We start from the raw sequence: 17084 nt of genomic DNA, 5'->3' as shown, positions 1-17084 counted from the left end.
CGCAGGAGATGTCACGGCGTCGAGCAGGGCCTCAGGCCTCGTACGGTGCGAGAACGACCTCGACGCGCTGGAACTCCTTGAGGTCGGAGTATCCGGTGGTCGCCATCGACTTGCGAAGGGCACCGATCAGATTCGCCGTGCCGTCGACCACGGGGGCAGGACCGTAGAGGATCTCCTCGAGCGTGCCGATGCCGCCGACTTCGACGCGCCGTCCGCGGGGCAGCTTCGGGTGATGCGCCTCGGGGCCCCAGTGGAAACCGCGACCCGGGGCATCCGTCGCGCGCGCGAGGGCCACGCCGAGCATGACCGCGTCGGCGCCCATCGCGAGCGCCTTGACGATGTCACCCGAGGTGCCGACGCCGCCGTCGGCGATCACGTGCACGTAGCGTCCGCCGGACTCGTCGAGATAGTCGCGGCGTGCGGCGGCGACGTCGGAGACGGCGGTCGCCATGGGTGCGTGGATGCCGAGGGTGGCGCGGGTGGTCGATGCCGCTCCCCCGCCGAAGCCGACGAGGACGCCGGCGGCTCCCGTGCGCATCAGGTGCAGCGCGGCGGTGTAGGTGGCGGCACCGCCGACGATCACGGGAACATCGAGGTCGTAGATGAACTTCTTGAGGTTCAGCGGCTCGTCGACGCTCGACACGTGCTCTGCCGAGACCGTGGTGCCACGGATCACGAACAGGTCGACACCTGCGGCGGCGACGGTGTCGTAGAACTCCTGCGTGCGCTGCGGCGTCAGCGATCCTGCGACGGTCACGCCCGCTTCGCGGATCTCGGCGATGCGCTGGGTGATGAGCGCGGGCTTGATCGGCTCGGCGTAGAGCTGCTGCATGCGCGCGGTGGCCTGGCCCTCGTCGAGCCCCGCGATCTCCGCCAGCAGCGGCTCGGGGTCGTCGTATCGGGTCCACAGGCCCTCGAGGTCGAGCACGCCGAGTCCGCCGAGCTGCCCCAGCATGATCGCCGTCTGCGGACTCACGACCGAGTCCATCGGCGCGCCGAGCACCGGGATGCCGAAGCCGAAGGCGTCGATCGTCCACGCGGTCGACACGTCCTCCGGGTTTCGCGTGCGCCTCGACGGCACCACCGCGATGTCGTCGAACGTGTACGCGCGTCGCGCGCGCTTGCCTCGGCCGAGCTCGATCTCCATGGTCACCCCTCCAGACTACCGGGCGCACGCGACAGCGCCGACGGCTGGAAGACTGTGAGGGAGGTCGGGAGGCAGTATGTCGGTGGATGCGATGAAGGTCGCCGTCGTCGGCGGTGGCGTGATGGGACTCGCGACCGCATGGGAGCTCACCAGACGGGGGCTGCGCCCCGTGGTCTTCGAGCGCTTCGCCCGCGGGCATCTCGACGGAGCCTCGCACGGCGCGACCCGCAACTTCAACAACGCCTACGACGAGGAGCACTACCTCGATCTGCTCGTGCGCGCCCACGAGGGGTGGGAAGCCCTCGGGCGCGTCGACGGCGAGCCGCTTCTGCGCCTGCACGGCCTCGTCACACACGGCGATGTGGATCTGGGGTCGATCGAGAGCAGGCTCGGAGAACGCGGGATCCACGCCGAGATCATCTCTCCCCGCGACGCCGCCTCACGGTGGGGCGGCATGCGCTTCACCGATGCCGTGCTCTTCTCCCGCGACGCGGGTGTCGCCCGCGCATCCGCGACCCTCGGCGAACTGGAGCGCCGCATCGTGGACGCCGGCGGCGAGGTGCGGTGGGAGACGCCCGTGACCCGCATCGAGGAGACGGACACCGGCGTCGACCTCGTCCTCGCCGACGGCCGGGCACGCGCCGACATCGTGGTCGTGACCGTGGGCGCGTGGACGCAGAAGATGCTCCCGGGTCTCGGGCTTCCGCATCTCGAGGTCACCGAGGAGACACCGGCGCATTTCCGCCCCGTCGACGGATCCGCATGGCCGTCCTTCAACCACTACGTCGATCCGACGCGCCATCCGGCGACCGTCTACGGCATGCCGACGCCGGGCGAAGGGGTCAAGGTCGGGTTTCACGGGGTCGGCGATGTCGTCGATCCCGACGCACGCCCGCACCGCACCACGCACGCCGACGCACTGGCCGATTACGTGCGGGAGTGGATGCCGGGCCTCGACCCCGCCTCCGCGGTCCCGATCAGCTGCACCTACACGTCGACCGACGACAGGGCCTTCGTGCTCGACCGGCGGGGACGCATCGTCGTCGGTGCGGGGTTCTCGGGACACGGCTTCAAGTTCGCGCCGGGTGTGGGGGCGGTGCTCGCGGATCTCGCTCTCGACCCATCGGCCCTGGCCGCGGCGCCGTTCCGCCTGCCCCCGGAGGCACCGTTCGGTCGTTGAGCGACGACGACGTCGACCGAGACGAAACGTCGGAAGCCGATCTGACACGCCCACCGCGTTTCGTCTCGGGCCGCTCCGCGGGCCTCGCTCAACGACCGGGACGAAACGTCGGCCGCTCCGCGGGCCTCGCTCAACGACCGGGACGAGAGGTCGGGCGCTCCGCGGGGCCGCCCGACGACCGGGACGAGCGATCAGCGCGCTCGTGAGACGCGCCGCTCGTCCCAGACCGGGGAATCGGACTCGTACACCTCTCCGTCGGATCCGAAGACCAGGAACCGATCGAACGAGCGCGCGAACCATCGGTCGTGCGTGACGGCGAGCACGGTCCCCTCGAACCGCACGAGCGCCTCCTCCAGCGCCTCGGCCGACTCGATGTCGAGGTTGTCGGTGGGCTCGTCGAGCAGCAGCAGCGTCGCGCCGGAGAGTTCGAGCAGCAGCACTTGGAACCGCGCCTGCTGACCGCCTGACAGCGACTCGAACGTCTGCTGCGCCTGGCGCACGAGACCGTAACGGTCCAGAGCCGAACTCGCCGCGTCCCGGGGCAGGCCCACCCGTCGCTCGTCGCCCCTGTGCAGGATCTCGAGCAGCGTCCGCCCGACGAACTCCGGATGCGCATGCGTCTGCGCGAACAGCCCGGGCACGACGCGAGCGCCGAGGGTCGCCTGACCGGTGTGGGAGACCTCCGCGAGCTGCTCCCCCGTGGATGTGACGTGACCGAGCGCGGGATCGGGATCGCTGCCGCCGCGCGCGAGCAGTCGGAGGAAGTGCGACTTGCCCGAACCGTTGGATCCCAGCACGGCGACCCGATCCCCGTACCAGACCTCGGCGTCGAACGGTCGCATCAGCCCGGTGAGCTCCAGCCTCTGCACGACCACCGCGCGTTTTCCGGTTCGCGCCCCCCGCAGGCGCATGTCGAAGTCCTGAGTCGGCGGTCGCTCCTCGGGTGGGCCGGCCTCCTCGAATCTGCGCAGGCGGGTCTGCGCCGCCTGATAGCGCGAGGCGAAGCCGTCGTTCGCCGAGGCCTTGACCTTGAGGGTCGCGACCAGGACCCGGAGCTTCTCGTGATGCTCGTCCCAGCGTCTGCGCAACTCGTCGAGCCGATCCATCCGGTCGCTGCGCGCCTGACGATAGGTCGCGAACCCTCCCCCGTGCACCCACGCTGAGGCTCCCGCGCCTCCGGGCTCGAGGGTGATGAGGCGATCGACCGCGCGCGCCAGGAGCTCACGGTCATGCGATACGAGCAGCACGGTCTTCGGCGTCTAGCGCAACTGCTCCTCGAGCCAGCGCTTCGCCGGCACATCGAGGTAGTTGTCCGGCTCGTCGAGGAGCAGCACCTCGTCGGGACCGCGCAGCAGCGCCTCGAGCGCCAGGCGTTTCTGCTCTCCTCCCGACAGCGTGGTGAGTTCTCGAAAGCGCGCCCGTTCGTACGGCACGCCCAGCGCCGCCACCGTGCACTGGTCCCAGACCGTCTCGTGCTCGTACCCGCCCGCATCCGCGTACTCCGCGATCGCCGACGCGTACGCCATCTGCGTGTCGTGCTCGTCGCGGTCGATCAGCGCGTCCTCGGCTGCCTCGAGTGCCTCCGCAGCCTCCCGGATGCGGCTCGGGGAGACCCGCACGAGCAGTTCGTGCACCGTCTGGCCGGGTTCGCCGTGACCGACGAACTGGTCCATGACGCCGAGCCCGCCGTCGATCGTGACGACGCCGCCGTCGGCCGCCTGCTCACCGCGGATGATCCGGAGCAGCGTCGTCTTGCCGGCACCGTTGGGTCCGATCAGTGCGCTCGTCGAGCCGGATCCGACGCGGAACGTCACTTCGTCGAGCAGCGGTCTGCCGTCAGGGAGGGTGAGCGACACCCCTGCTGCATCTATGTATCCCACCGTGCGTGGCCGTCCTTCCGCCCGCGTGGCGAGCCGACCAGGCTATCAGCACGCCGGGCGGGGGCGCGTCACCGGCGCTCGACCACCGGGATCGCCTCGGTGCGCTGCGCCGTCGGCAGCAGCATCCGGAACTCGGTGCCCACACCTTCCTTGCTCGTGACGTCCATCGTGCCGCCGTGCGCGAGCACGATCGCCCTCGTGATCGTGAGACCGAGTCCGACGCCGGGCACGGCGTTGCGTGTGGCGGTCGATGCGCGGAAGAAGCGGGTGAACAGCATGCCCTGCTCGTCTTCCGGGATCCCGACGCCGGTGTCCCGCACCGCGAGCTCTACCGCGCCGTCGACCGTGCGCACACTCGCGACGACGCGCCCTCCCGCCGCCGTGAACTTGATGGCGTTCGAGAGCAGGTTGTCGATCGCCTGTCCGATCCGTCCGGCGTCGAGCAGCACCCGCACCGGCGCCTCCGGAACGTCGGCGACGAGGTCGATGCCCTCGCGCTGCGCGTGGGGGCCTGCCGAGACCACGGCGCTGCGCACCAGGTCGACCACGTCGGCCTCGCTGCGCTCCAAGGGGAATCTCCCCGACTCGACCTGAGCCGTGAACAGCAGGTCGCCGACGAGGTTCAGCAGTCGCTGGGCGTTGCGCTCGATGATCCCGACGAACTCGAGCTGTTCGGCCGTGAGCGGCTGTGCGGGGTCGTTCTGCAGGAGGTCCAGGAAGCCGATGATCGCGCTCAGCGGCGTGCGCAGCTCGTGGGAGATCATCCCGACGAACTCGTCCTTCATGCGCGCCACTTCGACGGCCCTGGTCTCATCGGTGATCACCAGCAGGTACCCGCGTCGTGAGCCGTCCGCGTCCTGGTACGGCGTGACGGTCACCCGCGCGGGGACGGTCGACCCGCCGACCCTCGCGACGTCGAGGTGCGAGTCCACCGGCAGGCCCGCATCGGCGTCGTCGAAGAGGGCGCGCAGCCCCGGATGGAGTCCCTCATCGGCACGACCGCCGTCTTCGGTCACGAACTGCGCGAGCGTGTGCGAGGGGAAGAACCGGTCGACCCGTACGGAGGCCAGCGCGTCGGGCACCTCCATGCCGAGCAGGCGCACCGCGCCCGGGTTCCACGCCGTGATCACGCCGCAGTCGTCTGTGGCGATGACGGCCTGACCCGTGATCGAGTTCCAGAGGCTGGTGAAGGAGTCGGAGAGCGAGCGGTACTGCTGCTCGCTGGCCCTCAGCTGCTCCAGGATCGCCTCGTTCGCGGCGAGAGCGGCCGTGCGCTCGACGACGTGGGCCTCGGCCTGCGTGGTGCGCAGCCGCTGCTGACGCGACAGCTCGTTGACGATCGCGCCCACGGTCGCGAAGACCAGCGGTCCGATCACGCCGCGCAGCCAGTCGGCCGCGTTGTCGGGCTGGTCGATGATGTTCGGCATGACCAGGGCGATCGACGACAGGGCGCCCACGATGACGACCTGCCTGCGTCCCGGTGCGGCGGCGATCCAGATCACGGGCAGCAGCACGAAGGACGAGAAGAGCGAGGCGGGCCCACCCGTGCCGGTCCTGATGGCGCCCAGCGCGAGGATGTCGATCATCGGGATCATCATCACGACCCAGCCCTCGTGCACGCCGCGTGCGGAGAGCACGGCGGCGAACACGGTGACCGCGGCGATGATGGCGAGTCCGCCGATCGCGAACCCCAGATCGGTCACGGGGATCCCCGGGACGGTCCACATGAGCACGGCCGCCACGACCACGGCGATCGCGGTGGGCGCCTGCTTCATGAGAGGGGTCGGATCGTCGAAGTAGCGACGCCAGCTGAGCTCCATCGACTGCTGCACCGTGCTCGTCGGGGTCATCGGGGCACGCCCCTCAACAGAGCGCGCAGGTCCGCGCCGACGATGGGCTTCGGGAGCGCGGCATCCGCGGCCGGGTAGTCCGCCTCGTCGAGCACCGAGCTCACGATCAGGAAGCACTCCGGATACCGCTCCCTCACCAGGCGGGCGCACTCCGTGCCGCTGATGCCGGGGAGAAGCAGATCGATCACGGCGACGGCGGGCGTGATGGTCTCGAACGCGGCGATCGCGGATTCGGCATCCACCGCCGCGAACACGTCGAAGCCCTCGCGGTCGAGGTAGCGCTGCAGGAGCGCCGTCTGGTCTGCGCTGTCCTCGACCACGAGGGCCAGAGGCCGCCCGGTCATCGCAGGAACAGCTCTCGCACGATCACGACGACGACGACGACTCCGAGGGCGAGCAGCGCCTGGGGGATCAGGAGCTTCTCGCGGCGCACGTCGGCGGCGATCTCCTCCTCCTCGGCGCGTCTCGAAGGTGCTTCGGTCATGAGTCGACCCGTCCGATCTTCTCGGTCTTGATCCATGCGGCGTCCGCATGACGCCACTCCTTGATGTACGAGTCGACCGTGATCGCGCACAGCAGCGAGCCGTAGCCGCAGACGTAGAGCAGGAGGCCCGCGAAGAACCGTCCGCCCGGCAACGGCTCCACGGCGCGCGCGAGCCAGATCCCGAGCATCGAGATCGGTCCCCACAGGTAGAAGACGACGGCCCACGCGAACCGGGTCTCGTCGGTCACGGCGAGTCCGAGCTGGGTCAGCCCCGCCTCGAACAACCACGGGAACAGGGCGATGGCCATGAGGATCAGCGCACCGAGCCCCGGGAACATCAGCGCCTCGCGCCACGACTGCCGTCCGATGCGTCCGTCGAGCTGCACCGCATAGAGCATCGAGAAGAGATAGATGCAGGCCGCGGCGATCCACATGAAGCGGAAGACGAACTCGGCGATCTCGCTGTGCAGGATGAGCAGCACGAGCAGAGCGGTGGCCGCGAGGATCATGAACGCCGGCAGCAGCAGGATCGTGAACCACGCGAGGCCGAAGGCGAAGCTCCCCAGGTTGTGCTCGCGGCTGGGTCGGAACCACAGATGCCTGTAGATCGAGGTCAGCTGGACGTTGCCTCGGGCCCAACGCAGACGTTGCTTCCACAGACTGTCGATCGTGCGGGGCTCCTCGGCCAGCACCACGGCATGCGGCTCGAAGACCATGCGGCGTCCGGCCAGCTGGCCCTCGAACGTGGTCATCGTGTCTTCCGCCAGCGTGCCGGTCGGGATCCGTCCGCCGATGGCTTCGAGATTGGCCCGCGAGTGCAGCTGCGCACCGCCGGCGAGACACGCGATCGCTCCCCCGACGTTCTGGGTGCGACGGGCCGAGAGCTGACCGATCACGTACTCGATGGCGATGAATCGGGTGAGGTAGTTGCGGTCGCGGCTGCCCTCGGCGATGTAGGCGGTGACCGCTCCGACCTTCTCGTCGGCGAGGTGCCGGCTCATCTTGCGCAGCGAGTCCCGGGCGAAGATCACGTCCGCGTCCATGATCAGAACCGCCTCGGTCCAGTCATCGGCCAGCACGACGTCGAGTCCGTGGTTCAGCGTGTGGGCCTTGCCCTCGCCTCCCTTGTCGCGACGCAGGTGCACGACGCGTCCGGGGAAGGCCGCGGCCTTCGCCGCGACGACCTCCGGGGTGTCGTCGGTGGAGGCATCGTCGATCACGAAGATCCGCAGGCGGTCCGCGGGGTATTCGAGCTGCATCAGGCGTTCGATCGCCTGGCCCAGCACCAGTCCCTCGTTCCAGGCGGGGATCAGCACGGCGACGCGCGGATGATGGGGGGCGGCCTTGCCGTAGTGGTTGCGGAACGCGTGCACCGGAAGCACCAGGAACTGCAGCCCCGTGTTGATCACCGGGAGGGTTCCGACGAGGACGCAGACGAGCAGGATCACGACGACGACGGTCTCGATCCAGGTGAGGTCGGTCATCAGCGGGCTCCCCAGGTGTCGAGCATCTCGCTCACTCGTGAATAACGTCCGACGTCGGTGGCGACGTGGCTGTCGGTCGACGCGACGATCTCGGCGCCGGCGCGGTGCAGCGCGTCGAGCAGAGGGACGCCGGGGCATCCCCACTTCTCGTTCACCTCGACCAGGGTGTCCGTCTCCGCGGCCGCCCGCGCCCAGGCCGAGATGCGCTCGGAACCGAGGTCCGTCTCGGACAGACCGATCTTGGGAAGGATCGAGAAGCAGTGAGCCAGCTGGTTGCCCGGATGCCGACGCATGGACGCGATCAGGGCCGAGACGAGCTGATCGAGCACGTCGTCGGCCGCCCAGCCGCCGTCGATCCGCTCCCGCACCGCGGTCGGGCCGAGCGGACCGTCGGTGCCGGGGAACTGGTGGTCGGCGATCAGGATGCGATCGATGCCGGACGGCAGCGCGGGGATGTCGAGCGCACCCGACACGTCGAGGATCTTCGCCTCGACGCCGGTCAGCACGGTGAGCGCGTCGGGCACGCGCAGCGCCCGCACGGCGGCGAGGTAGTCGGGCACCCACTCGGTCGACTGCCGCACGTGGTCGACCAGGCGCACGGTCGCGAGTCCCGCCGCAGCTGCCGCATCGACGTTCTCGGCGAGGGTCGAGACCGCGTCGTCCGAGAAGGTCGAATGCACGTGGTGATCGCCGGTGAGGAGCGCGTGCATCACAGCTGCTCCTGATGCCCTGCGTGCGCGGAGACGAGCACCTCGTCGACCTCGACGATCACGTCCTCGAGGAACCGCACCGAGGCGATCTCGCGGAACGGGACCGCCGACGGAATCCCCCTCCCGAGGAACAGGTCGGCCACGAGCGAGGGGATGTCGACACCCGCCGCGATCGTGAGCGGAAGCGCACCCGGGAAACGCGGGTTCACCTCGAGGAGCACGGCGCGACCCGCTCGGTCGCGCCGGAGCTGCACGTTCGCGACGCCGACGAGACCGATGGCCTGCGCGATGGACGCCGCTGCGCTCTCGAGCTCCTCGTCGTGCACCGTGCGCCCCGCGATCGCCACGCCCGAGTCGACCCTCGCACGGGTGCGCGGCACGGCCGCCACCACGGAGCCTGCGGCGTCGGCGATCACGTCGACCGAGTACTCCTCTCCGGGCAGGAAGTCCTGCACGATGAGCCCTTCATCCTGCGGCAGCGCCTCGAGGGCCGCGCGATCGGGGACCAGACGGACCCCGCGGCTGCCGGCGCCCTGGCGAGGCTTCGCGAAGACCGGGAACTCCCAGTCGACCGCGTGCGCGTCGGGGCCGGCGAGGACCGTGAGCGGCGTGAGACCGGTCGCCGCACAGCGCTCGGCGAGCAGGAGCTTGTCGAGCGCGACCGACAGCGTGTCCTGCGACGGGGCGGCGAGCACCGCCGGTGCCAGCTCGTCACGTCGGCCGGACAATGCCGCGAGCTCGACGTCGACCGTGGAGATCACGAGATCGAGCCGGTCGTCGGCGACCATGCGCGCGATCGCGGGCACGAAGTCGGCATCGAGTCCGGGCGGAACCAGACGCCGATGCGTCGGGGGCACGAGGTAGATCCCGCTCGCCCAGCCGTCCATGTCGGCAGCGAAGACCTCGAGGTCGGAGCGACGCAGAAGCGAGCGGATCACGCTGACGCCGGCCGGCCCTCCCGCACCTGTCACCAGCACGCGGGCGGTCATCAGCTCTCCCGTCTGGTGAGTTCGTGGGCGCCGATGAACTCGGCGGTCTCGCGCACGACCTCGAGCGGCTCCACGGCCGCTCCTCCGCCGAATCGCGACCAGTATCTGGCGGTGGCCGTCACGAAACCGGGCTCGAGATAGTCACGGGTCGCGGTCTGCGAGCCGAAGCACTCGAGCAGTCGGAGCTTCTCGTCGAGGAACTGGTCGATGCGCACGAAGCGCGTCGGGCGGAAGTCGATCGTCGCCGAGGGGCTCTGGTAGCACGCGACGGTGCCCACCCGCCGGGTCGCGGCGATCGTGGCCTCGCTCACCGCGCGGTGATCCTGGTGACGGTCGTTCGACGAGTGGGTGTACACGATGGTCGGCTGCACCTCGTGCACGACCTCCTCGATGAGACGCACGGTGGTGCCGCCGCCCGAGATCTCGGTGTCGATGAGGTCTTTGACGAACAGTCGCGCACCGAGCCTCTCGGCGGATGCGAGCGACTCGTGCTGCCGGCTGTCGGCATCTCCCCCGCGAGAACCGCGGGAGAGGGTCAGGATGGTGATCGAGTCGCCGGCCTTGGCATGGGCTGCGAGGAGCCCGCCGACACCGATCTCGACATCGTCGGGGTGCGCGCCGATCGCCAGCACGACCTCTTTCGAGCGGCTCGCCTCGCGGCGCGCGCGCCCTTCCGTCACGAGCCGCATGACGGCCTCGACGAGCTTCGCGTTGTCGAGCGGCTTCGTGAGGAACTCGTCCGCCTGCGCGCGCAGCGCCGACACCGCGTACTCGACCGACACGTGCGCCGTCATGACGATGACGGGAAGCAGCGGGTCGTTGCTGCGCAGTTCCGCCAGCAGCTCGAGACCGTCGAGACCGGGCATCTCGATGTCGGTCACGACCGCATCGGCGGCGAAGGTCTCGAGGCGCTCGACCGCGGAGCGGCCGTCGTGCTCGATCACGACCTCGCAGCCCGCGCGTCTCTCGAGCACGGTCTTCACGAGCAGGGCGACGTCGGGGTCGTCATCGACGACGAGGACGCGGGGAGCATCCTGGGACATATGTGCGGCTCTCAGTGGGGAGGTCCCCTGCCGGTCAGTGTCCGGCGCGTCTCTCTGCGCCCTTCGCGCGGGGAGCTCGAGGGGATGTCGAGCAGGTGTCTCTAAATACTGGCATATCAACACACCGGGGACAGGGCGCGGAACGACGAAGGGCCGGATGCGTCGGCATCCGGCCCTTCGTGCGGTGCAGCTCAGCGCTTGTAGTTCGGCGCCTCGACCACGATCTGCACATCGTGCGGGTGCGACTCCTTGAGTCCCGCCGCGGTGATGCGCACGAACCGGCCGCGCTGCTTGAGCTCCTCGATCGTGCGGGCGCCGACGTAGAACATCGACTGACGCAGCCCGCCGACCAGCTGGTATGCGACGGCCGACACGGGTCCGCGGTACGGGACCTGGCCCTCGATGCCCTCGGGGATCAGCTTGTCGTCGCTGGGCACATCGGCCTGGAAGTAGCGGTCCTTCGAGTACGAGGTCTGCTTGCCACGGGTCTGCATGGCTCCGAGCGATCCCATGCCGCGGTACTGCTTGAACTGCTTGCCCGACTGGAACACGATCTCGCCCGGCGATTCGTCGGTGCCCGCGAGCAGCGAACCCAGCATGACCGCGTCGGCACCGGCGACGAGTGCCTTCGCGATGTCGCCCGAGTACTGCAGTCCGCCGTCGGCGATCACCGGGATCCCGGCCGGCGCGGCAGCGAGCGACGCCTCGTAGACGGCGGTCACCTGCGGCACGCCCACGCCCGCGACGACGCGGGTGGTGCAGATGGATCCGGGGCCGACGCCGACCTTGACGGCATCGACACCTGCGTCGACGAGCGCCTGAGCGCCCTCACGGGTCGCCACGTTCCCGCCGATCACGTCGACGTGGGCGAAGCTCTCGTCCGCCTTGATCCTCTTGACCAGGTCGATCACGCCCTGCGACTGCCCGTTCGCGGTGTCGACCACGAGCACGTCGACGCCGGCGTCACGCAGCGCCTCGGCGCGTTCCCACGCATCGCCGAAGAAGCCGATGGCGGCACCGACGCGGAGGCGACCCTGGTCGTCCTTCGTGGCGAGCGGATACTTCTCGCTCTTGTCGAAATCCTTGATCGTGATCAGGCCCGCGAGCTTGCCCTCGTCGTCGATCAGCGGGAGCTTCTCGACGCGGTGCTTGGCGAACAGCGCGATCACCTCGCCCGCGGCCACTCCCACCGGCGCGGTGACGAGACCCTCGGAGGTCATGACGTCCTTCACGAACGTGGTCTGACGCTCGAAACCGGAGACGAAACGCATATCGCGGTTCGTGATGATGCCCACGAGGCGACCGTCGGGGTCCACCACAGGCAGACCCGAGATCCGGTACTTCGCGCACAGAGCGTCGACCTCTTCGACGGTGGCGTCGGGGTTCGTCGTGATCGGATCGGTGATCATGCCCGACTCGCTGCGCTTGACGCGGTCGACGTGAGCCGCCTGATCGGCGATCGACAGGTTGCGGTGCAGGATGCCGATGCCGCCCTCACGCGCCATCGCGATCGCCATGCGCGACTCGGTCACGGTGTCCATGGCGCTGGAGAGCAGCGGCGTGGCGACCGAGATCCGGCGAGTGATCCGCGACGAGGTGTCGGCCTCGCTCGGGATGACGTCCGTGTGCCCCGGGAGGAGCAGCACGTCGTCGTACGTGAGTCCGACGAAGCCGAAGGGGTCGTGCTGGTCCATGGATTGTCCTCCTGCGGGCGCGAATCTGGGGTGAGGGTGTACCAATTCTAAGCGCCGGGACGCCGGGGAAATTCCCGCGCCCACCGTCCCCTCGCCCCGTCCGATGCGTGCGCATCCCCGACCGATCTCTGTGCGGCGTGCACGAGACCGCGCATCCTCGTGATAAGAACGACTGCACCGTGAGCAGATCGTGGTCTGGTTGAAACAGAACCGACACATTACGCTCATACCGTCGTACATCGAGGTTGATGAACCACACAGCCTTGGAGTGCGCACCGAACCAGGAGGCTCTGTGAGTCCAATGACCTCGACAATGAGGCGAGCAGCTCCCGTGGTGATCGCCCTACTCGGCTTTCTCCTCGCGGCGACCATGGTGCTCTTCGGCGCCCCCGGAGCGGCGAGTGCGGCGGTACCCGATACGCCCGGCGCGGATCAGGAGGAGACGGACTTCTACTTCGCCGGTGTGATCAAGTTCGACGACGTCGCCGTTCCCGACGTGACGATCTCCGTCGAGGGCGGTGGCTTCGAGGCCGAGACGGTCACCAACGCCGAGGGCGCCTGGCGACTGTACGTGCCCGAGAAGGACAAGTACACGCTGACCGTCGACGAGGACACCCTTCCGGACGGGGTCATCGTCGATGCCTCACTGCTCCCCGAGGGGACGCAGCCGATCCAGGGGACCACGGCCTCGTTCGACGCCGAGTTCGGTCTCACGGGGTCGAAGATCCTCAACCTGTTCCTCGGCGAGGGCGAGCGGCAGACGACATCGTTCGTCGATCAGCTGGTGGAGCGCATCATCAACGGCCTGAACTTCGGACTGCTGCTCGCCCTCGCGGCGATCGGGGTCTCCCTGATCTTCGGCACCACCGGGCTCACCAACTTCGCTCACGCCGAGATGGTCACCTTCGGAGCGATCGTCGCCGTGGTCTTCGGAACCTTCATCGGCCTGCCGATGTGGGTCACGATCCCGATCGTGTTGATCCTCGGAGCCGCCCTCGGCTGGGGATTGGATGCGGGCGTGTGGCGCCCCCTCCGTCACCGAGGAATCGGCATGGTCCCGCTGATGATCGTCAGCATCGGGCTGTCGCTGTTCCTCCGGTACCTGTTCCAGTTCTTCCTCGGAGGCTCGACGACGCAGCTGCCCGGATCGGATTCTCCGAAGATCCAGATCCTCGGACCGATCAAGCTGTCCGCCGTCGACATGATGTCGATGGGAATCAGCATCGTCGTCATCATCGCCGTCGCCTTCTGGCTGCTGCGCACTCGAGTCGGCAAGGCCACCAGGGCGATCTCCGACAATCCGGGTCTCGCTGCGGCCTCGGGGATCAACGTCGACCGGGTGATCCGCACGGTGTGGATCCTGTCGGCATCCCTGGCCGGACTGGCCGGCGTCCTGTGGGGCTATTTCCGCCCCGGAGTCAAGTGGGACATGGGCGTGCACATCCTTCTGCTGATGTTCGCCGCAGTGACTCTCGGCGGACTCGGCACGGCGTTCGGCGCACTCGTCGGAGCGCTCATCGTCGGCATCCTGGTCGAGGTCTCCACTCTGTGGCTGCCCTCCGACCTCAAGTACGTCGGAGCTCTGGTCGTACTCATCCTCATCCTGCTGGTCAGACCGCAGGGCATCCTCGGTCGTCGCGAGAGAATCGGTTAGGGGCAGGAATGGACTGGGGCGGAATCCTCAACAACACCGCGGGCTGGTTGTTCAGCCCGACAACGATCGCCTACGCGCTCGCTGCCACCGGCCTGGCCGTGCACTTCGGGTACTCGGGTCTTCTCAACTTCGGCATGGCCGGCTTCATGGCCATCGGCGCATACAGCTACGCCATCTCGATCCTGTCTTTCGGCCTCCCCTGGTGGATGGGCATCATCGTCGGCATGATCGGCGCCTCGCTCTTCGCGGTGATCCTCGGCATCCCGACGCTGCGTCTGCGGGCGGACTATCTCGCCATCGTGACCATCGCGGCGGCCGAGATCGTGCGCCTGCTGTTCACGACCACGGCCTTCGACGAGTACACGAACTCCGCTGACGGCCTGGGCGGGTACCACGCAGGCTTCCGGGCGGCCAATCCGTTCCCGGAGGGCACCTACGGCTTCGGTCCGTGGACGTACACAGCGGATGCCCTGTGGGTGCGGGTGTTCGGACTCGGGCTGCTTGCAATCGCCGTGCTGATGGTGTGGGCGCTCATGCGCAGCCCCTGGGGCCGCGTGCTCAAGGGCATCCGCGAAGACGAGGACGCCGTGCGCTCGCTCGGCAAGAACGTCTTCAGCTACAAGATGCAGGCGCTCGTGATCGGCGGGATCTTCGGATCGCTCGGCGGACTCGTGTTCGCGCTGCCGAGTGCCGTGGTCCCTGCGACCTACACGACGAGCCTCACCTTCTTCATCTGGACGATCCTGCTGCTCGGCGGAGCCGCGACCGTGTTCGGTCCGGCACTCGGCGCGGTCATCTTCTGGGTCATCATGGCGTTCCTCGACGGTGTGCTCCCGGCGCTCGCTGCGCAGGGCATCCTGCCGATCTCGTCGATCCAGGCGGGTACGCTGCGCTACGTCCTCGTCGGACTCGCGCTGATGCTTCTCGTGATCTTCCGTCCCCAGGGCATCCTGGGCAACAAGAGGGAGCTGACCTTTGTCAAGTAACTCGCCAGCAGACGCGACGCCCGGCACCGGCAGCGTCCGTCGCCCGAAGACGGGAGGGCTCGCCACAGGTCCTGCCGCCCCCGGGGTGCCGAAGGTCGACCCGATCCTCGTCGCCGACAGCGTGACGCGGCGTTTCGGCGGCCTGACGGCCGTCGACATCGACCACGTGGAGATCCCGCGCGGAGCCATCACGGCCCTGATCGGCCCCAACGGTGCGGGCAAGACCACCCTGTTCAACCTGCTCTGCGGTTTCGACAAGCCGAACTCCGGGACCTGGTCGTTCGACGGGACCGATCTGAGCGGTGTGCCGTCGTTCAAGGTCGCTCGCATGGGCCAGGTGCGCACCTTCCAGCTCACGAAGTCGCTGTCGTTGCTCACGGTACTCGAGAACATGAAGCTGGGCGCGCCTCATCAGAAGGGCGAGCGCTTCCTGCAGAGCATGTTCCCGTTCTTCTGGCGGCAGCAGGAGAGTGAGATCGAGGAGAAGGCCAAGGACCTCCTGGCTCGGTTCAAGCTCGACACGAAGTCGGAGGATTACGCCGCATCGCTGTCAGGTGGTCAGCGCAAGCTCCTCGAGATGGCCAGAGCCCTCATGAACGACCCGACCCTGGTGATGCTCGACGAGCCCATGGCCGGCGTCAACCCCGCGTTGACCCAGTCCCTGCTCGACCACATCCTCGACCTCAAGGGGCTGGGGATGACGGTGCTCTTCGTCGAGCACGACATGCACATGGTCCGCCACATCGCGGACTGGGTGATCGTCATGGCGGAGGGACGCGTGGTCGCCGAGGGACCGCCTGAAGACGTGATGCAGGACAAAGCAGTGATCGACGCCTACCTGGGCGCTCATCAGGACGTCGACCTCGGTGAGGTCACCGGACGCATCGCGGTCGTCAGCGAAGAGGCGGCGCGTATGCGTGCCGAGATCGCCGACGAGTCCGAGGCGGAGCTCGAGGCAGAAGAGGAGAGCAAATGAGCAGCGCATCCACGGCCGCCGCCTCGACGGAGGCCGCACGCACCGACCGGGTCGTCGTCGAGGTCTCGAACCTGACCGCCGGTTATCTGCCCGGCATCAACATCATCAACCAGGCGAACCTCATCGCCCACAAGGGCGAGCTGATCGGGATCATCGGCCCGAACGGCGCCGGGAAGTCGACGCTGCTGAAAGCCATCTTCGGAATGGTGGAGGTGCGCGAGGGCGACATCACCGTGAACGGTGAGAGCATCGTCGGGCTCAAGTCCGACAAGCTCGTCTCGCGCGGCGTGGGCTTCGTGCCACAGACGAACAACGTGTTCCCTTCGCTCACGATCGAAGAGAACCTCCAGATGGGGCTGTACCAGAACCCCAAGGTGTTCTCCGAACGGCTGGAGTTCGTCACCGGCATCTTCGCCGAGCTCGGCAAGCGTCTGAAGCAGCGAGCAGGCTCGCTCTCCGGCGGTGAGCGGCAGATGGTGGCGATGGGTCGAGCGCTCATGATGGATCCGGCTGTGCTGCTGCTGGATGAGCCTTCTGCAGGCCTCTCCCCCGTGCGCCAGGACGACGCCTTCATCCGCGTCTCCGACATCAACAAAGCGGGTGTCACGACCATCATGGTCGAGCAGAACGCTCGACGCTGTCTGCAGATCTGCGACCGCGGCTACGTGCTCGATCAGGGCCACGATGCCCACACGGGAACGGGCCGTGAACTGCTCAACGACCCCAAGGTCATCGGTCTCTACCTCGGCACCCTCGGGCAGGAGGACTGAGCAACCGCTCTGAACGCCGTCGGACGCCCCGAGACCTACAGGTCCCGGGGCGTCCTCTCTGTGTCGCTCTATGTGTGCGACACGCAGAGCACAGTCGCCGACACGGAGAGGGCCCCGGGCGGAATCCGCCCGGGGCCCACTCTGCGGGAGGGTGTAAGTCGATGCGCGTGTGCATGGTGTCGGCCCCGGACGGGAAGACACCGATGGTGGCTTCGGGCGGGTCCCCGGCGTCGTCGA

General features: G+C 68.4%; 14 protein-coding genes and 1 pseudogene. 5 read left to right on the top strand and 10 right to left on the bottom strand.

Annotated features, from left to right (window positions below; translation table 11 throughout):
• Window positions 1-31: 31 nt before the first annotated feature.
• Window positions 32-1147, bottom strand: coding sequence for a GuaB3 family IMP dehydrogenase-related protein (locus RWO82_RS09205; protein WP_241794799.1), 1116 nt, complete (start codon window positions 1145-1147; stop codon window positions 32-34).
• A gap of 76 nt (window positions 1148-1223) precedes the next feature.
• On the opposite strand from RWO82_RS09205, the gene RWO82_RS09200 reads away from it, so the two are divergent.
• On the top strand, window positions 1224-2327 hold the full coding sequence (locus RWO82_RS09200) for an FAD-dependent oxidoreductase (RefSeq protein WP_314425965.1): 1104 nt from the start codon (window positions 1224-1226) through the stop codon (window positions 2325-2327).
• A gap of 191 nt (window positions 2328-2518) precedes the next feature.
• On the opposite strand, the pseudogene RWO82_RS09195 reads toward RWO82_RS09200, so the two are convergent.
• From RWO82_RS09195 to guaB, 9 genes and pseudogenes are all read right to left on the bottom strand, one after another.
• Window positions 2519-4207: pseudogene (locus RWO82_RS09195) on the bottom strand (ABC-F family ATP-binding cassette domain-containing protein).
• A 68-nt stretch (window positions 4208-4275) separates the two neighbouring features.
• Entirely contained in the window at window positions 4276-6057 is a 1782-nt protein-coding gene (locus tag RWO82_RS09190) for a PAS domain-containing sensor histidine kinase (protein ID WP_314425963.1), read from the bottom strand.
• Window positions 6054-6401 carry a response regulator gene (locus RWO82_RS09185; RefSeq protein ID WP_314425960.1) on the bottom strand — a complete coding sequence of 116 codons (348 nt, stop codon included), beginning with the start codon at window positions 6399-6401 and terminating at the stop codon, window positions 6054-6056. The genes RWO82_RS09190 and RWO82_RS09185 overlap by 4 nt, the downstream gene beginning before the upstream one ends.
• Window positions 6398-6541 carry a hypothetical protein gene (locus RWO82_RS09180; RefSeq protein WP_314425958.1) on the bottom strand — a complete coding sequence of 48 codons (144 nt, stop codon included), beginning with the start codon at window positions 6539-6541 and terminating at the stop codon, window positions 6398-6400. The genes RWO82_RS09185 and RWO82_RS09180 overlap by 4 nt, the downstream gene beginning before the upstream one ends.
• Window positions 6538-8025, bottom strand: coding sequence for a glycosyltransferase (locus RWO82_RS09175; protein ID WP_314425955.1), 1488 nt, complete (start codon window positions 8023-8025; stop codon window positions 6538-6540). The genes RWO82_RS09180 and RWO82_RS09175 overlap by 4 nt, the downstream gene beginning before the upstream one ends.
• Window positions 8025-8735 (bottom strand): PHP domain-containing protein, encoded by a 711-nt coding sequence (locus tag RWO82_RS09170; RefSeq protein ID WP_314425987.1) that lies wholly within the window; start codon window positions 8733-8735, stop codon window positions 8025-8027. The genes RWO82_RS09175 and RWO82_RS09170 overlap by 1 nt, the downstream gene beginning before the upstream one ends.
• Window positions 8735-9724, bottom strand: coding sequence for an ATP-grasp domain-containing protein (locus tag RWO82_RS09165; RefSeq protein ID WP_314425952.1), 990 nt, complete (start codon window positions 9722-9724; stop codon window positions 8735-8737). Before RWO82_RS09165 ends, RWO82_RS09170 begins: the two co-directional genes overlap by 1 nt.
• Entirely contained in the window at window positions 9724-10767 is a 1044-nt protein-coding gene (locus RWO82_RS09160; RefSeq protein WP_314425949.1) for a response regulator, read from the bottom strand. Before RWO82_RS09160 ends, RWO82_RS09165 begins: the two co-directional genes overlap by 1 nt.
• Before the next feature lie 191 nt (window positions 10768-10958).
• Window positions 10959-12461, bottom strand: coding sequence for an IMP dehydrogenase (guaB, locus tag RWO82_RS09155; protein WP_314425947.1), 1503 nt, complete (start codon window positions 12459-12461; stop codon window positions 10959-10961).
• Between the two features lie 301 nt (window positions 12462-12762).
• Between guaB and RWO82_RS09150 the strand changes: the two genes are divergently transcribed.
• The 4 genes from RWO82_RS09150 to RWO82_RS09135 are packed head-to-tail and all read left to right on the top strand — an operon-like array spanning window position 12763 to window position 16847.
• The gene (locus RWO82_RS09150) at window positions 12763-14115 is read left to right on the top strand and encodes a branched-chain amino acid ABC transporter permease (protein WP_399540743.1); all 1353 of its coding nucleotides are present in this window, start codon (window positions 12763-12765) and stop codon (window positions 14113-14115) included.
• An 8-nt stretch (window positions 14116-14123) separates the two neighbouring features.
• Window positions 14124-15101, top strand: a complete 978-nt coding sequence (locus RWO82_RS09145) for a branched-chain amino acid ABC transporter permease (protein ID WP_314425944.1) — start codon at window positions 14124-14126, stop codon at window positions 15099-15101.
• A complete protein-coding gene (locus RWO82_RS09140; protein ID WP_399540742.1) occupies window positions 15091-16077 on the top strand; it encodes an ABC transporter ATP-binding protein in 987 nt (328 codons plus the stop codon). The genes RWO82_RS09145 and RWO82_RS09140 overlap by 11 nt, the downstream gene beginning before the upstream one ends.
• Entirely contained in the window at window positions 16074-16847 is a 774-nt protein-coding gene (locus RWO82_RS09135; RefSeq protein ID WP_314425941.1) for an ABC transporter ATP-binding protein, read from the top strand. The genes RWO82_RS09140 and RWO82_RS09135 overlap by 4 nt, the downstream gene beginning before the upstream one ends.
• Window positions 16848-17084: the final 237 nt, after the last annotated feature.

This window comes from uncultured Microbacterium sp. (assembly GCF_963521645.1).
Taxonomy (GTDB): domain Bacteria; phylum Actinomycetota; class Actinomycetes; order Actinomycetales; family Microbacteriaceae; genus Microbacterium.
This window is presented reverse-complemented; position numbering and strand designations above follow the sequence as displayed.